The sequence below is a fragment of the Grimontia celer genome (assembly GCF_900055185.1).
Lineage (GTDB): Bacteria > Pseudomonadota > Gammaproteobacteria > Enterobacterales > Vibrionaceae > Enterovibrio > Enterovibrio celer.
This window is the reverse complement of sequence record NZ_FIZX01000001.1, coordinates 1,160,253-1,176,691: the sequence shown is the minus strand read 5'-3', so window position 1 is coordinate 1,176,691 and position 16,439 is coordinate 1,160,253. Positions and strand designations below refer to the sequence as shown.

The 16,439-nt window shown below is 45.9% G+C and carries 10 protein-coding genes; 1 reads left to right on the top strand and 9 read right to left on the bottom strand.

What is annotated here, in order from left to right:
* Positions 1 to 356: 356 nt before the first annotated feature.
* From GCE9029_RS05230 to pepN, 5 genes are all read right to left on the bottom strand, one after another.
* Positions 357 to 905 (bottom strand): cell division protein ZapC, encoded by a 549-nt coding sequence (locus tag GCE9029_RS05230; RefSeq protein ID WP_062661427.1) that lies wholly within the window; start codon positions 903 to 905, stop codon positions 357 to 359.
* 141 nt (positions 906 to 1,046) lie between these two features.
* Positions 1,047 to 2,057: a quinone-dependent dihydroorotate dehydrogenase gene (gene pyrD / locus GCE9029_RS05225; protein ID WP_062661425.1), complete on the bottom strand. Its 1,011-nt coding sequence runs from the start codon at positions 2,055 to 2,057 to the stop codon at positions 1,047 to 1,049.
* A 58-nt stretch (positions 2,058 to 2,115) separates the two neighbouring features.
* Positions 2,116 to 6,933 carry an NAD-glutamate dehydrogenase gene (locus tag GCE9029_RS05220; RefSeq protein WP_062661423.1) on the bottom strand — a complete coding sequence of 1,606 codons (4,818 nt, stop codon included), beginning with the start codon at positions 6,931 to 6,933 and terminating at the stop codon, positions 2,116 to 2,118.
* A 155-nt stretch (positions 6,934 to 7,088) separates the two neighbouring features.
* Positions 7,089 to 7,316 carry a DUF2835 domain-containing protein gene (locus GCE9029_RS05215; RefSeq protein WP_062661421.1) on the bottom strand — a complete coding sequence of 76 codons (228 nt, stop codon included), beginning with the start codon at positions 7,314 to 7,316 and terminating at the stop codon, positions 7,089 to 7,091.
* A 68-nt stretch (positions 7,317 to 7,384) separates the two neighbouring features.
* A complete protein-coding gene (pepN, locus tag GCE9029_RS05210; protein ID WP_062661419.1) occupies positions 7,385 to 9,994 on the bottom strand; it encodes an aminopeptidase N in 2,610 nt (869 codons plus the stop codon).
* 703 nt (positions 9,995 to 10,697) lie between these two features.
* On the opposite strand from pepN, the gene pncB reads away from it, so the two are divergent.
* The gene (gene pncB, locus GCE9029_RS05205) at positions 10,698 to 11,858 is read left to right on the top strand and encodes a nicotinate phosphoribosyltransferase (RefSeq protein WP_062661417.1); all 1,161 of its coding nucleotides are present in this window, start codon (positions 10,698 to 10,700) and stop codon (positions 11,856 to 11,858) included.
* Positions 11,859 to 11,918: 60 nt separating this feature from the next.
* On the opposite strand, the gene GCE9029_RS05200 is transcribed toward pncB, so the two are convergent.
* The 4 genes from GCE9029_RS05200 to GCE9029_RS05185 form a co-directional block, all read right to left on the bottom strand.
* Positions 11,919 to 12,584 carry a lipocalin family protein gene (locus GCE9029_RS05200; RefSeq protein WP_062661415.1) on the bottom strand — a complete coding sequence of 222 codons (666 nt, stop codon included), beginning with the start codon at positions 12,582 to 12,584 and terminating at the stop codon, positions 11,919 to 11,921.
* A 275-nt stretch (positions 12,585 to 12,859) separates the two neighbouring features.
* On the bottom strand, positions 12,860 to 14,863 hold the full coding sequence (prc, locus tag GCE9029_RS05195; protein ID WP_062661413.1) for a carboxy terminal-processing peptidase: 2,004 nt from the start codon (positions 14,861 to 14,863) through the stop codon (positions 12,860 to 12,862).
* Between the two features lie 17 nt (positions 14,864 to 14,880).
* Positions 14,881 to 15,537, bottom strand: a complete 657-nt coding sequence (proQ, locus tag GCE9029_RS05190; protein ID WP_002539359.1) for an RNA chaperone ProQ — start codon at positions 15,535 to 15,537, stop codon at positions 14,881 to 14,883.
* Positions 15,538 to 15,652: 115 nt separating this feature from the next.
* On the bottom strand, positions 15,653 to 16,111 hold the full coding sequence (locus GCE9029_RS05185; RefSeq protein WP_062661411.1) for a GAF domain-containing protein: 459 nt from the start codon (positions 16,109 to 16,111) through the stop codon (positions 15,653 to 15,655).
* Positions 16,112 to 16,439 lie beyond the last annotated feature (328 nt).

Here is a 16,439-nt window from a genome sequence, read left to right as displayed (position 1 = left end):
GTCGCGGGCACTTTTCTTACCTTCACTGTCAGAAAATTTAGCAATAAATTTGAGAATGATGAGCACCAGGCTCGGCGTTTTTGAAAGCAATTTTGTGTGAAAACGTGCTTTAACTCATGCCCTTTTCATTGCCTATATTGATGCTCATCTTTGGACGATTAATTGGTCGCAAGTGAACGGGAGTACAATGGTGGGATCTATCAAAAGAGGTGTAAGTAGGTAGACAGAATGGACACGCTAAACTCCAATGGCTTTACAGCGAATGCCAAAAGCACAACTCAGGAATAAAGTATCGGAACGAGAATAAATAGGTAGATATGATAAGAAAGAAAATGGGGCTGATAGAAGCCGCTCTATCAGCCCACTAACGCATAATGACCACTGCCGCTATCGTATTGCTGTTGGTATGTCGATAACCGGTCATTCATTACTTTTATAGCTTCGCAAAACCGCATATTTTTAGTGTCGTTCAGCGTAAGCGGTGTTTCGCTAGCATGCATGCACAAGGATGCGCAGCCAGCGTTTTCAATCACCAAGAAAGCTTCGCTGCCGTATTCGGTTTTCAGTTCAATGATGGAACCTAGTTCTGGAGAGAGGTTCCCTTCCTGGGCCTGAAAAAACCAGCTTTTAGGTAGAAGCGGTTTATGGAAGCGTTTTGCTGCCACTGCGTTCAAAACGAGTTCGGCCTTTCTAGGGCCAGTTATAGGTAGAACACTTACTGCATCAGAGTAAGCTTGAAAGAGTGATGCGTCGTCGACTGAAAATGGGGTATCAACAAACGCATCGGGGATGAGGTGCTTTCTTTCAATGGCAACCCGGAAAACCATCTCCTGACCCAAATCCAGCATCAGCGTTTGAGCTTCGGAATCGAAGTACCACTTCCACGCGTTATTTGGCTTCAACATCGTTTTCGCTCCTGCGACAACTTGAGATTCGGTCCGTGACCATCGAAATTAAAGGTGCTTTCGGAGAAGTGTAATCGGCAGGAGATAAAAAAAAAGGGGAAACAAATTCCCCTTCTCTTTCAAATTACTTAATTTTTCAGCTTAAATATTTCGAACTATATCTTTCACTAAACGCGGCCCGTGATAGATGAATCCAGAGTAAACCTGAACAAGTTCCGCACCTGCCATCATCTTCTCTTTTGCCGCCATCACAGAGTCAACACCGCCAACACCGATGATTGGCAGTTTGCCATTCAGTTCCTGATGCAGACGACGAATCACTTCAGTGCTCTTATTCTGAACAGGTCGGCCACTCAAACCACCCGCTTCGTGTGCATGTGGCATGCCTTCTACCAAAGAGCGGTCAAGTGTCGTGTTAGTCGCAATCACACCATCAATACCATGACGAACTAAAGAGTCAGCGACTTGGACTAATTCTTCTTCCGTCATATCTGGTGCAATCTTCAGTGCGAGAGGTACATACTTGCCCTTCTCTTCAGCCAGTTTGTTCTGACGCTCTTTCAGAGAAGAAAGCAGATCATCCAACGCTTCACCATATTGCAGCGAACGAAGTCCTGGCGTGTTTGGCGAAGAAATGTTTACCGCGATGTACCCTGCATGGTCATAGACTTTGTCCATACAGATAAGGTAATCGTCTTTACCATTTTCTAATGGCGTGTCTTTGTTCTTACCAATGTTGATGCCAATGATACCTTCGTACTTGGCCTTCTTTACATTCTCCACCAGCGCATCAACACCATGGTTGTTGAAACCCATGCGATTGATAATGCCTTCAGCAGGAAGAACGCGGAACAAACGCGGCTTGTCGTTACCATCCTGTGGGCGCGGTGTTACCGTCCCTACTTCAACGAAGCCAAACCCCATTGCGCCAAATGCATCAATACATTCGCCGTTTTTATCAAGGCCGGCCGCTAGGCCAACTGGGTTTTTGAAATGCAGTCCCATGACTTGAACAGGACGAGGAGGAAGATGCTGACGATAAAAGATATCGAGAGGAGTGCCGGTGAAACGAGATAAGTTCTTCATTGCCAGATCATGAGCATGTTCTGGATCCAACTGAAAAATTGCCGATCTGGCGAGGCGGTACATCATGTAACCTCCAAAAAAAAGCCCCGAATAAACGGGGCTGTATTATTAACGCTTTATCGACTTAATTCAAATTTAAAAGCGTAAGTTCCCGCAATGCAACGGAGAATTTAGCAAATTCGTGGGCGGAGCCGACTTTAAACTCAGCAACAATACTTTCCCAACGACCTAAACTCACTGCATGCTCAACCATCCACGCTTCTAAACCAAGCTCTGCACTCTCGCCTTTGTTCATTCCTTCAAGGATGTGCGCAGTCAACATACGTTGCTGCCAATCCAGATCTTCACGGAATGATGCTCGAGCCAACGCTTGCCAGTGGTTTTCCACTGGTTGGTTAGTGATTTGCTTGAGGAACCAGTGCAACGACAGTGTGTCACCCAATACAAAGTACAAACGGGCAACCACGTCGAATGGTTTCTTCATCTGATCCGAAACCTGAGCCAAATCCAAACCTGCATACAGGCTGGTCAAGCGGGCAACTTTATTAGAGATGTCTTTTGGCACACCCTGAATAATGTATTCTTCCGCTTGTTCTTCGTGCTCTTTGATTTCTGCTGGAACCAGATATTTCTCAAGGTTATCCGCCAGGTTCTTAACCGCAGGTTTGTAGAATGCCACTTGTTCTTCAAGCCCCTTACCTTTCATTGGATTGCGCAGAATCCAACGGGTGGTACGGCGCATCATTCGTCTGCAGCGATACATCACTGCATACTGAACCTGAGCAGGAAGTTTGTTATCCAGCGCGCGAACTTCTTCAAACGTCTGACCGAAATCGAACACTTCACGGGCTATCGCGTAAGCCGCAGCAATGTCTCCGACGCTAGCGCCGGTTTCATCTTGCATTCGGGTTACGAAGTTAAAGCCCATGTCATTCGACATTTGGTTTGCCAGGCTGGTTGCAATAATTTCGCCACGTAGAGGGTGCGTTTCCATCGCATCGCGATAGTTACGTTGTAACTCTTGTGGGAAATAGGCTGGCAATAGTTTACCGAAGTGAGGATCTTCAGTGATTTGTTCAATCACCAGTTGTTCTTTCAGTACCATCTTGCCATACGCCACAAGCACCGCGATTTCAGGACGGGTCAGCCCGACACCTCGCAGTTGACGCTCGGCGAGTGTTTCATCGTCTGGCAGGTATTCCAGCGCACGATCGAGTTTGCCATCTTTTTCCAGGTAATGGATAAAGCGGATCTGCTCTTTGAGCAAGGAAGCCTGCTGCTCGGATGTGACAGAGATAGATTCACTCTGGCAATAAGCATCATCGAGCACGATGTCAGAAACTTCATCTTCCATACGCTCAAGTAGCTCATTGCGTTGCTTGTATGTCAGATCCCCCGCTGCCACCAGACCATTTAGCAAGATCTTGATGTTAACTTCATTGTCCGAACAGTCTACGCCGCCGACGTTATCAATAAAGTCAGTATTAACTCGGCCACCATTCATCGCGTATTCGATACGACCAAGTTGCGTCATACCCAGGTTACCACCCTCGCCGACAATACGGGCACCCAACTCATTTCCGTTAACACGTAATGCGTCGTTCGCGCGGTCACCAACATCAGTATGAGTTTCAGATTCTGCTTTGGTATAAGTACCGATACCACCGTTCCAGAACAGATCCACATTTGTTTTCAGGATCTGTTTGATCAACTCGTTAGGCGTCATAGTTTGTTTGCGAACGCCCAGCATTTTCTGGATTTCAGGTGTCAGCTCGATAGATTTCGCTTTACGCGAGAACACACCACCGCCCTTCGAGATCAACTTGGGATTGTAATCTTCCCAGCTTGAACGTGGCAGCTTGAATAGACGATCACGTTCTACCCAAGATTTCGCTGAATCCGGGTTAGGATCGATGAAGATGTGTAGGTGGTTGAATGCAGAAAGTAGTTTGATGTGTTTAGACAACAACATACCGTTACCGAATACATCACCCGCCATGTCGCCCACTGCCACACAAGTGAAATCAGTTTCCTGGCAATCGATACCTATTTCGCGGAAGTGGCGTTTCACAGATTCCCAACCACCTTTCGCCGTGATACCCATGGCTTTATGGTCGTAACCGTTTGAACCACCAGATGCAAATGCATCACCCAACCAGAAGTTATATTCTTCTGATACAGAGTTCGCGAGATCTGAGAACGTCGCTGTACCTTTGTCCGCTGCAACAACCAAATACGGGTCGTCTTCATCATGACGAACAACGTTCACTGGCGGCGTCAGCTCTCCTTCAACGATGTTGTCAGTAATATCAAGCAGACCACGGATAAACATGCGGTAGCAACGCTGACCTTCAGCGAAAATCTCATCACGACCGCTCAATGAATGCTGCTTCTTACAGACAAAGCCACCTTTGGCACCAACGGGTACGATAACGGTGTTCTTAACCTGCTGTGCTTTCACCAGGCCAAGTACTTCTGTACGAAAGTCTTCCTGACGGTCGGACCAACGCAGGCCACCGCGTGCAACTTTACCACCACGAAGGTGAACACCCTCAATGTCTGGCGAGTACACAAAGATCTCGAAGAAAGGTACTGGCTTAGGAATTTCAGGGATGTTGGAAGGCTGAAGTTTCAGAGACAGGTAATCTTTACACTCGCCTGTTTCTTTGTCTTTCTGATAGAAGTTCGTACGAAGCGTCGCCAGAATCATTTCCATGTAGCGACGAATAATACGGTCATCATCCAGACTCTCAACCTGCTCCAGCTCTTCCTCGATCTTGCCGATGATTTGCTTTTGTTCTTTTTCGCTATTCTTGTTCGGATTGAATCGCTTACTGAATAGCTGAACCAACAACTGAGCCAAGTCCGCATGGGAAGCCAGTGTCTCTTCGATGTATGACTGACTGAAAGGGAACGCGACCTGACGCATGTAACGCGCATAAGAACGTAGGATCGTAACTTCGCGACCACTCAAGCCAGCATTCAGTACCAAGCGATTGAAGCCATCGTTCTCTAGCTTGCCGTGCCAGATACCTGCGAAGGCATCTTGGAAACGATCACGAGCTTCGGAAAGCACAAAGCCTTTGTCAGCACTGTGGAGCATAGAGAAGTCGAGGATCCAGAAAACATCACCTGATGTGGTTTCTACTTTATATGGCGCTTCACCAATAACACGAAGACCGAGGTTTTCGAGCATTGGCATCACGTCTGACAAGTGAATAGCTTCATCTTTCTGGAACAGTTTAAGGCGAACTGAACGCGAATCTTGAGGTTCTTCCTGAGGACGGTAGAAAAGCATATCCAGCTTTTTCTCTTCACTCAGCCCTTCAAGGCGTTCGATATCTGCCACTGCCGAACCTGGCAACATAGCCTCTTTGTAAGAACGAGGGAATGCACCAAGGTAGCGTTTCGCAACAGGTGTACCCAGGTTTTCACCAAAAGTTGTAATCACTGCTTCCTGCAGGCGATCATCCCACGTTGATGCTGCTTCAGTCAGATTCTGCTCCAATTTCTTCACATCAATGTCAAAGTTGTTGTTATCTACACGCACAATGTAATGGGTTCTCGCCAACGGACTTTCAGAGAAGAAAGTATTGAACTCAACATCTTGATCTGAACCAAAGTAGTTGCCCAAAATACGTTGAGTTGCGCGGCGGAACTCGGTGTTGTAACGCTCACGAGAAACGTAAACCATGCATGAAAAGAAACGGCCGAATGGGTCACGGCGCACAAAGATTCTCAGCATGTCACGGTCTTGAACCTGCACAATACCCATACCGATATCGAGCATTTCAGACTCGCTCGCCTGAAACAGTTCATCACGCGGGAAGTTCTCGATGATGTTTGCCAATGCCTTCCACGAGTGCGATCCCTCGTAGTAACCGCTGATCTCGAGGATCCGGCGAACTTTGTTCTTCAGAACAGGAATGCTGGTGGTTGACTGGTTGTACGCAGAAGAGGCATAGAGACCATGGAAACGATGCTCACCGATAACATTGCCCTTCTTATCAAAGCATTTGATACCGATGTAATCCATGTATGCAGGACGGTGAACGCGCGATTTACTGCTGGCCTTATTAATGACCAGCAAATCTTTACGCAGTGCAGTCGCACGGGCGGATTCTGGCATTTCAGATAACTTGAGACCAGGACGTTTTGGATCCAGCTTCTTCGCGAGACCTAACCCTTGTTGAGACGAAGCAATCAGTTCGTGGTCACCCTCTATGGCTTTGAGGTCGTAATACTTATAAGCCATAAAGGTAAAGTTGTGAGACGCAATCCACTGCAGAAAGTCGACGGCTTCTTCTTGGAGGTCTTTACTGACCGGCGGTTTGTCTTTCTTAAGTGATGCGATGACGGACTTGATCTTTTCCTGCATCGGTTGCCAGTCGTTAACGATTAACGCAACGTCAGTTAGAGTTTCAGTTAACTCTTTCTCAAGAGCCGACATCTCCTTTTTCGAACGCATACGGTCGATTTCGAGATGGAAGACAGTTTGTCTTACTCCTTTATCATCACCGATTGCTTTCACGTTGCCCTTCGCATCTTTCTCTACAGACAAAGGTCCGTTGAGCATAAGGTGCGATGCAATGTCCAGACGGTTGAGCGCCATGCGGACAGAGTCGACAAGGAATGGTGCATCAGGAGTGAGGATTTCAACGATGGTGTGAGTGGACTGCCATCCGTCGCCACTCAGTGTAGGGTTAAAAACTTTAACGAAAATTTTGTCTTGTTCGAAAGCGTTCAAATGATGCCACAGGCTGATAACAGCGCCGTAGAGGTCGGATTCATTCCTTTCCTGCAAATCATCATCTGAGATGGGACCCAAAATCCTTTTTGCCAAAGTTTCTACAAGCGGTTGTTGTGTCTTGTCCAGTTTTTCAGCAATAAGATGATAAACCTTCTCAAGTAACACCGGCACAATAGGGTCACGCGCGGTCATGGTTTACTCCATATATTTTTTATGTGATCGCTATGAGTATAGAGGTTAAATAGTCTTTGCGACTCATGGAGTAGTTTACGGCGTCATTTATAATTTCGTTACATCAATTTTCGTTAATTAGATTCGAGTTTTTAGTTATGTGATTGCCGTACGGTTTAGCCGATTTGTTCAAGAGATTTAAAGCGATTTTGTTCGTCAACTGTTAACCTGAATCGCCCTTTTACACCCAGTTGACTCAAATATGGACGCAGGCGCGATGCAGGTAGTTGCAAGGTTAAACCATTGTCCGTCCTAACAACTACGGTCGACGCAGCACCGCTATAGTGCTGTTGAAAAATGTGGTAATCGATATCCACAGAAAATAAATAGACACTCGAGTTCATAAAAAAAGCCGTCTCCTTTTAGACGGCTTTTAAATTACCTAATCGGTATTAATTAGCAAGCGTACGGTTTAAGCTTCCAGCGCTTTGTTGATTTTCTCGAAAAGATCTTTCGCGAGGTTATCAAGGCTACCTAAACGTTCAAGTTGATCACGCATTAATTTCTGACGATCTTTATCGAATCGCTTAAATTTCAGCAAAGGATCAATTAATCGGGAAGCTACTTGCGGGTTAGATTCGTTCAATTTAAGCAGTATTTCCGTCAAAAACGCATATCCAGAACCATCTTTCGCATGGAAATGCACTGGGTTCGCATTACAGAAAGAGCCGACCAGTGAACGAGTACGGTTCGGGTTCTTCAAGCTAAATGCTGGGTGACTCATTTGCGCCTTGAGATTTTCAAGTGCGTTAGCTGCAGGGTTACAACCTTGCAGTACAAACCACTTGTCCATCACCAAACCATCATGTTGCCACTTATCGCTGAAAGACTTCATCAGAGCATCGCGGTTTGACAGTTCTGCGTGATTTGCAGCTGCCAGCGCTGCCGCGGTGTCGGTCATGTTGTTAGAATCTTCAAAATGTGCAGTCACTAATGCTTCGCCCAGTTCGACTGAAGCTAAATAACTCAAACAAACATTACGCAATGACCGCTTTCCAATTGCTGCATGGTCGATAGTGTATTGGTCTTGTTTTAACGTGTGGTAAATCGCACTGAACTCATCAGCAAGTTCTGCCGCGAGACGATGTTTGATTTCACTACGCACCCTGTTGATAGCATCAACGTCGACCACATCGAACCAACCACCTATTTCATTTTCACTCGGCAGTGTGAGTACTTCTGCAATCAACGCCACATCCAATTCTTTGTTGAGCAACACGCCACGGAATGCATCAACAACTTCATTTGGCAGTTCCACACCCTCGCCCTGTTGGACACGTGCGACGTTTGCTTTGATATGTTTCGCCAACAACATCTGACCGGCATCCCAACGCGCAAACTCATTACGAGCGTGAACCATCAAGAAAGTCAGCTCATCATCAGAGTAGTTGTAGTTGAGTTTTACTGGCGCAGAGAATTCGCGCAGCATGGAAACCACAGGGTTCTCAATGACGTTGTCAAACACGAAGGTTTGTTCTGCTTCAGTAACGTGCAGAACATGATGCACATTTTTACCGTTACGTTGTAACTCAATCACACCACCTTTTGCGTCATAGAGCTCAACATCAAATGGAATCAGCAATGGCTGCTTCTCTTTTTGATCTGCTGTTGGCGCAGTGTGTTGTTTCACTGTCAATGCAAAAGTCTGGTTTGATTCGTTGTATTCGCTAGTCACATCCAATACCGGCGTACCAGATTGGCTGTACCACAAACGGAATTGGCCGAGGTCAGTGCCGGACGCATCTTCCATAGCTTTCACGAAATCTTCGCAAGTCGCTGCTGTTCCATCATGGCGTTCGAAGTAAAGCTTGATGCCTTTTTGGAATTTCGCTTCACCAAGCAATGTATGCATCATACGAATCACTTCGCTTCCCTTTTCGTAAACGGTCAGGGTGTAGAAGTTATTCATTTCGATCACTTTGTCAGGACGGATCGGATGCGCCATTGGGCTACAATCTTCCGCAAACTGAGGGCCACGCATCACACGAACATTGCTGATGCGGTTTACTGCTCGAGAACCCAGGTCAGATGAAAATTCCTGATCTCGGAAAACAGTCAAACCTTCTTTCAAGCTCAGCTGGAACCAGTCACGGCAAGTGACACGGTTACCTGACCAGTTATGGAAGTACTCGTGACCGATAACCGCTTCAATGCCGAGATAGTCAATGTCAGTTGCGGTATCAGAATTTGCCAGCACGTATTTAGAGTTAAAGACGTTAAGACCTTTGTTTTCCATCGCGCCCATATTGAAGAAATCAACTGCGACGATCATGTAGATATCAAGGTCGTATTCAAGGTCGAAACGATCTTCATCCCACTTCATGGAGTTTTTCAAAGAAGTCATCGCGTGGGTAGCACGGTCTAGATTGCCCTTGTCGACAAAAATTTCAAGCGCCACATTACGACCGCTACGAGTCGTAAAGGTATCTTCCAGCAAATCGAAGTCACCACCGACCAAAGCAAAGAGGTAGCTTGGTTTTGCATATGGATCTTCCCATTGCACCCAGTGGCGACCACCTTCCGCTTCACCTGAGCCAATTTTGTTACCGTTGCTCAATAAGAATGGGAATGCAGATTTATCCGCCGTAATTTTGGTGGTGAATTTCGCCAGTACATCCGGGCGATCCAGATAGTAAGTAATACGGCGGAAGCCTTCTGCTTCACACTGTGTGCAATACGCACCATCAGAAAGGTAAAGTCCCTCCAGTGATGTATTAGCGGCTGGGTCGATTTCAGTTTCGATCAGCAAATCAAATTCTGTCGGCAGGTTGGAAAGCAACAATCCTTCTTTGCTTTCTTGGTATTGGCTCCAGGCTTCTCCGTTCACTTCAACACGCTTCAGCGAAAGTCCTTCACCATCCAACATCATAGAATCTGAGCCAGCAACCTGCTGCACCACTTTGCTCTTCGCAATCACACGTGTTGTCGACTCGTGTAAGTCAAAATCCAGGTCAATATGAGTAATCGTGTATTCAGGTGCCTTATAGTCTTTGCGATATTTGGCCTGAGGTTGTTGCGTCATGTCAGATTCCTTTTATTGCATAACGTAATCAGACGAACTTCGCCGCCTGTAATAGAAATGGGACAATCATCTAGGATACTCGCATCACAAGCGCCTTACCACACGCCAAACGGTTAAATGCGAATCAAACTCGCTTCGTTTAAGTCAATTTGTAGAGGGACATCCTATTTAAAACAGAGTTTCGATACGCATATTTAGTTCTCAATAGAAAAGCCCTTAATCACACTATGGATTCTTTTAATGAATAGAGTGACACGAAACCGACGATTTCATGCTCAATAGCGGTCGAAATCCCCTATTCAGGTTGACTAGATAGCTGCATTTGGCGTTAAATTTCTTCCTTTGGACTCGATTTACATCGACGTAAAATCTGAGGCCAGTAAACGTTCAGACAAAACCCGACCTAGGGTCTGTTGGCCTTTGGTGGTTTAGTTTTGTTCTAGCCCTAAGCGTTTTAGGCGCGGCGAGGTGTGTGCCGCCTAGTCATTCTAAGCAAATACACCTCAACAAAGCATAAAACGCTTAGGGTACGGGACGCGCAGTCGAACCCTTCGGGCAGCGTTTGTGACAACTTTCTCCTGCGTTATCGGCTTCTCATGTAGGCTAGCTACACATCGAAGCCTCTGCCTTGCAGAAAGCTCCCACAAACTGCTGCAAAAATCATCACCAAAGGGCAACAGACCCTTGAGGTTATTTATCAGGCATGCTTACGCCAATCATTTCGTCATTACTAGACACGGATGCCTACAAACTGAATATGCAGCAAGCGATTTTCCACCACTATCAAGATGTGGTGGTTTCTGCTGAGTTTCATTGCCGAAGCGATGAAAGCCTTGCTGCGCTTAAAGAACGTTTAGAGTTTGAAATCCACGCTTTGGCAGATTTAAAATTTGCTGAAGATGAAATTACTTATCTCGCCAGTCTTGGACATTACCAAGCTGACTATCTTGATTTCCTTAGCTCGTTTTCATTAAAAGCTAACCAAGTCACCGTTACTATTTTAGACGACCAAATTGCGATTCGTATTGATGGTTCCTGGCTGGACGTCATCCTATGGGAAGTACCTTTACTTGCGATTATTTGCGAGTTACGGTGTCACGGAAAATATCCAAGTTCAACATCCATTGATGCTGTTGAACTACTGAAGGAAAAACTTGGTGCTTTAGAAAAGATCAGTGACGATTTTCATTTTGTCGATTTCGGCACCCGTCGCCGTTTTTCAAAGGAAGTTCATCACGCGATTGTTGATCATCTCACCCTCCACTGCCCGCACTTCTCAGGAACTTCAAATCTGTTTCTGGCTAAAAAGTACGGTATTCCGGCGGTCGGTACTCAGGCACATGAGTGGTTTCAAGCACACCAACAGCTGACGGGTGATCTTGCGGATTCACAACAACTGGCACTAAATCGCTGGTTACAAGAGTATCCAGATCGCTTAGGCGTTGCCCTAACAGATTGCATCAACATGGATGCGTTTTTAAAAGACTTCAACCTTCACCTCAGCCAAAGGTTCGCAGGTTTACGCCATGACAGCGGTGACCCGATCGAGTGGGGAGAAAAAGCTATTCGTCACTACGAAAGTCTTGATATCAACCCAATGGAAAAAACTCTGATTTTCTCTGACGGACTCACGTTGGAGAAAGCCTTGGCGATTCACGCCCACTTTACTGGTCGTATTAATACTTCTTTCGGTATTGGTACTCAACTTACCTGCCACTTACCAAATGTGAAAACGCTTAACATCGTCATCAAGCTTGTGACGTGCAACGGTAAACCTGTCGCTAAAATTTCCGATGAGCCAGGGAAATCAATCTGCCGGGATGACTCTTATCTCGATGCTCTGAGAAAAGCATTCAACATCTAATCGAGCAACAAAAAAACAAAGGGCGCAAATAAGCGCCCTTTGTTTTTTCGTTTCGGTCCCTCAGGGAGTTTGTTGACGCTTGAGTACCGCTTCCATACCAAACTGGTTATTAGTTAAAGTCAGCGTGTCAGCATCAAGTTCAAACTGAGAATCTTGTTGCCCACCACGGTAAATCAGTACCAGATGGTCGTCTTCCAGAAAATACACCCCACGGTGTGTCACGGTTTGTCCTTCCGTTCCGGAAATTCTGACTGAAAACAGAAAATCCGGGCGAAGCATCAGTGCGAGTTCTGCTACATCGTCATCCACATCGTGTCCTTGAATCACATCGCTATACCAGGCACCAGAAAGATTGTTTGGTAAAATTTTGGTAAATCTTGCACCACGCAACATCAGTTGATTGTGATTCAATTTGTATTCATGATGTTGGGCTTCGCCCTGATCGTCATTCAATACTAAGGTAGATTCGTCAAGGTCATAAAAACCGTTCGCCTCTTCGACAGTGCCGTCACGCTTCAGCAGTTTTACATTAAACCGATAGTCTGAGTTGAACGAAATATTGATCGCTTTGTATTGGTTGTCGACACCTTCTGCCTCTTGCTGATCCGGACTAAACCAATACCAATCACCGAGGAGCAAAGGGAAATCGAATTGAGTGAGATCTGATGCCTTAGCAGGCATCGACAAGGAGAAGAACACGGTAAACAGGCATATCCACTTCTTCATAGGCTTCCCCTATTTTTAGGATGACTGTTTAATTTTAGACGCATATCACGATGATCGAATGCTAATGTGACAATTTTTGATGCATAACATATTGAAATTTCCTGAATGAGCGGTCATCCAATTCAAGAAAATGAAACACAGGTGCAATATTGGTGGGTTATCTCCCACCTATACCCAAGCAACCTGAAGATGCAGGATTCAGCGAGAAAAGAAAATCGGAAATAGAAAAAGCGGGCACAATGTGCCCGCTTTTGGTTTTGTCTTCGAATCAGAGCTTAACTATTCAGCTTCTTAGCTAAATCCAATGTAATAGCCGCTGCCTCATCGAGATAAGCATCTGGCTCTTCATAATCGTTCGGTACATCGTCCAGCGTCTTAAATGGGTTTTCACCAAGCATTTTTTGACGATCGTTCAAACGGGCAAGGCGTTTCTTATCCGCCTCTTCCTGTTCAGCAATACGCGCCTTCTCACTCAAAGAGATAACATTGTTATCTTTATCCGCTTTATATTCGGCAATATCACTCATGATAAAACCAAATTCAGCGTCTTGTTTGATACGTTGCTGGTGCGCTTTATCCAAGACTGCCACCAAACGATTGATAGTATCCGTCGATTGGTATGCAGCTGGATTGATGCTGTCCCAAGGCAAAGCATTGTCTTCAACACTCTCACCCGTTTCAGACGGATCAATCGCAGTAGGGAAAGGAATGTCAGGGACAACGCCCAAGTGCTGAGTACTACCGCCATCAATACGGTAGAACTTCTGAATCGTGTACTGCACATGACCCAGTGGCTTATCGAACAGATCGTAGATGTGATTCAATGAGCGGTGCTGTTGAACCGTACCTTTACCGAAAGATTGTTCGCCAACTATCACTGCGCGACCGTAGTCTTGAAGCGCTGCCGCGAAAATCTCCGACGCTGACGCTGAGTATCGGTTGATCAGCACAGTTAACGGGCCATCGTAGTAGATGGTGTTATCACTGTCACTGTTCACTTTTACGCGACCATAGCTGTCACGCACCTGAACTACAGGGCCGTTTTCAATGAATAAGCCCGTGAGCGCAGACGCCTCGCTCAGTGCACCACCGCCATTGTTACGAAGATCGATAACAAGGCCGGTAACCTTGTCAGCTTTTAATTTGGCAATTTCTTTCTTGGTGTCTTCGGCAAGTCCAACATAGAAGCTAGGCACTGAAATAACGCCCACTTTCTTGTTGTCCTGCTCGATAACTTCAGACTTCACTGCACGGTCTTCGAGGCGGATTTTATCTCTCACCAGAGTGACGGTGTAACTCTTTGCATTGGTACTGTCAGGCAGAATTTCCAGCAGAACTTTACTGCCTTTGGGACCTTTAATAAGTTGAACAACATCATCTAAGCGCCAGCCGATAACATCGATAACTTTCTCTTTATCCTGCCCTACACCGATAATGCGATCCCCTGGGGAAAGTTTTTTCGATTTGGACGCAGGACCACCGGCAACCAGCGAGCGAATAACGGTGAAATCATCTTCCACCTGAAGCACTGCACCGATCCCTTCGAGAGAAAGATTCATCTCAGACTGGAATTGCTCAGCATTGCGCGGGGAAAGATAACTGGTATGAGGGTCAACCTCACGCGCAAATGCATTCAGGTAAATCTGGAATACATCTTCGCTCTTGGTTTGAGTCAGTCGCTTAAGCGCGTTGTTGTATCGTTTCGACAGCGTTTCCTGAATTTCTGGCCAGGTTTTACCTGCCAGCTTCAGATTTAGCGCATCGTTTTTAACACGCTGACGCCAAAGCTCATTGAGCTCCGCTTCGTTTTTTGCCCATGGCTGCTCGCTGCGATCAATCACCATGTCTTCATCCACTTCAAAGGTAATTTCCTTATCAAGCAGTTCAAGAGCATATTGGTAACGGTTGTAGCGGCTGCGCAGCGAAGTATTGAAAATGTCGTAAGCTGCTGATGTATCACCAGAGCGAAGCTGGTCGTCTAGTGTCAGTCGCCATTTTGACAACGCATCAACTTCCTGCTGGGTCAGGAAAAGTCGATTAAAATCGAGGGTTTCCAGATAACGGTCAAAGACGTTGGCAGAGAATTCGTCATCAAGCTGAAATTGCTTGTAGTGAGACTTTTCAAAGCGGCGAGTGATGCGTTTGCTAGCAGTTTCATGCTGAGGTTCAGATACCAAAGTAGGAAGGTCAGCAGCATCGTAATTAGCCTCTAGGGCTTGGGCGGATGCCGCCAGCAAGAAGCTGGCAGCAATCGCGGAAAAGCGGAATCGACAGATCATGCGTCGAGGGTTCTCCTTTACGAACTGAGGTGCTCCGCTTTTACCAGCATGGTCAGGCCATTACTTAAACGAACGCGAACCTCGTCCTTGTTGAGTTCTACGATGGTGGCAGGCATGTTGCCATTGCCCATATTAACGTTGACGTCTTTACCTACGACAATGTCTTCAGCCTTGAGTTCGCGACGCGGTTCAACAGGCTTCTTATCTAGCTTAGTATTTTTTGACTTAGCTGGTCGAGGTTTTGATGGGTTAGCTGTTGATTTATTTGATTTTGGCGCTCTTTTCGCTTTTGCGTCAGATTTTTTGTCGCCATTTTTTGCAGCTTGCTCTTTACGACGCTCAGCAGCACGCGCTTTGCTCTCTGCAAGTGCGGTCTGTGCGTGGTCGATGTGCTCTTGCTCAAGCTCGCCACAATCGTTGCCATCCAAGTCAACGCGAATAGCACCAGCCTTCACGCCGTATAGGTAACGCCAGGAAGAGGTATATTGACGCAGTGCGGCACGGAGTTGAGTCTTACTTACTTTCGGGTCATCAGCAAGACGCTCTGCCAAGTCTTGGAAAATGCCGATTTTCAGAGGACGAGCTTCACCTTCAAGAGTAAAGCATTGCGGGAAACGTTCAGCGATATAGGCAATGACTTGTTTGCTGTTGGCCAGTTTTTCAGTGTTTTCCATTTTTCTTCCTGTCTCTTTGCTCAAACAAAGGCAATAGAGAGTGTGTACGAGTTAACAAATTAAGTGCTGCGTATTATAGAGACCTGTGATTGAAAAACCACAGAGAAGCTTAAATTTAGAGGTGTTTTTGCAATTCATTGACCAATAAAGTGAGTCCGGTTTCATCCTCTTGATCAAATCTTGCTTTTTTTGGTGAATCTATGTCCAACACACCTATCAATTTGCTGCCTTGATAAAGAGGCAAAACAATCTCAGAATTACTTGCAGCATCACAGGCAATGTGCCCTTCGAATTGATGAACGTCTTCTACACGTTCAACGGCATCTTTAGAAAAAGCGCTTCCACAGACACCACGACCATATGGAATTCTCACGCATGCTGGTTTCCCCTGAAAGGGACCCAAGACTAGCTCTTTACCATCATCAAGATATAAGCCTGCCCAGTTAATGCCGTCCAATTCCTGAAACAACAGTGCGCTGACATTTGACAAATTGGCGATAAGATTTGGCTCACCCTCTATAAGAGCAACAGCTTGGCGAGTCAGAAGCGCGTAGAAATTCGCTTTGTTTTCCATATGTAGACTACTTCCTTAAAGTCGGATGGCCTACGATATGTTGAAACTCTTGGCGATTCAATCGTGGCATCGTCATATGACAGTTTTATCACCAATTACGGACATTGATTCAGAGAAATGGGAATGCAGTTTCCTGTTCGAGTGAAATGAATTCCGGTTGTTTGGGTATAACAGATTGATTAAGATGCACATTGTATTCGGGATTCACTCAGTTGCAGATTATGCAGATGAGCAAAGTGACGCTAACCTGCAATAGTCAGTCATCACAGTTAGCTCCCAGGGATTGGGTATATCTACACCAGTAATTCTATTGAAGGGGAAAGATACG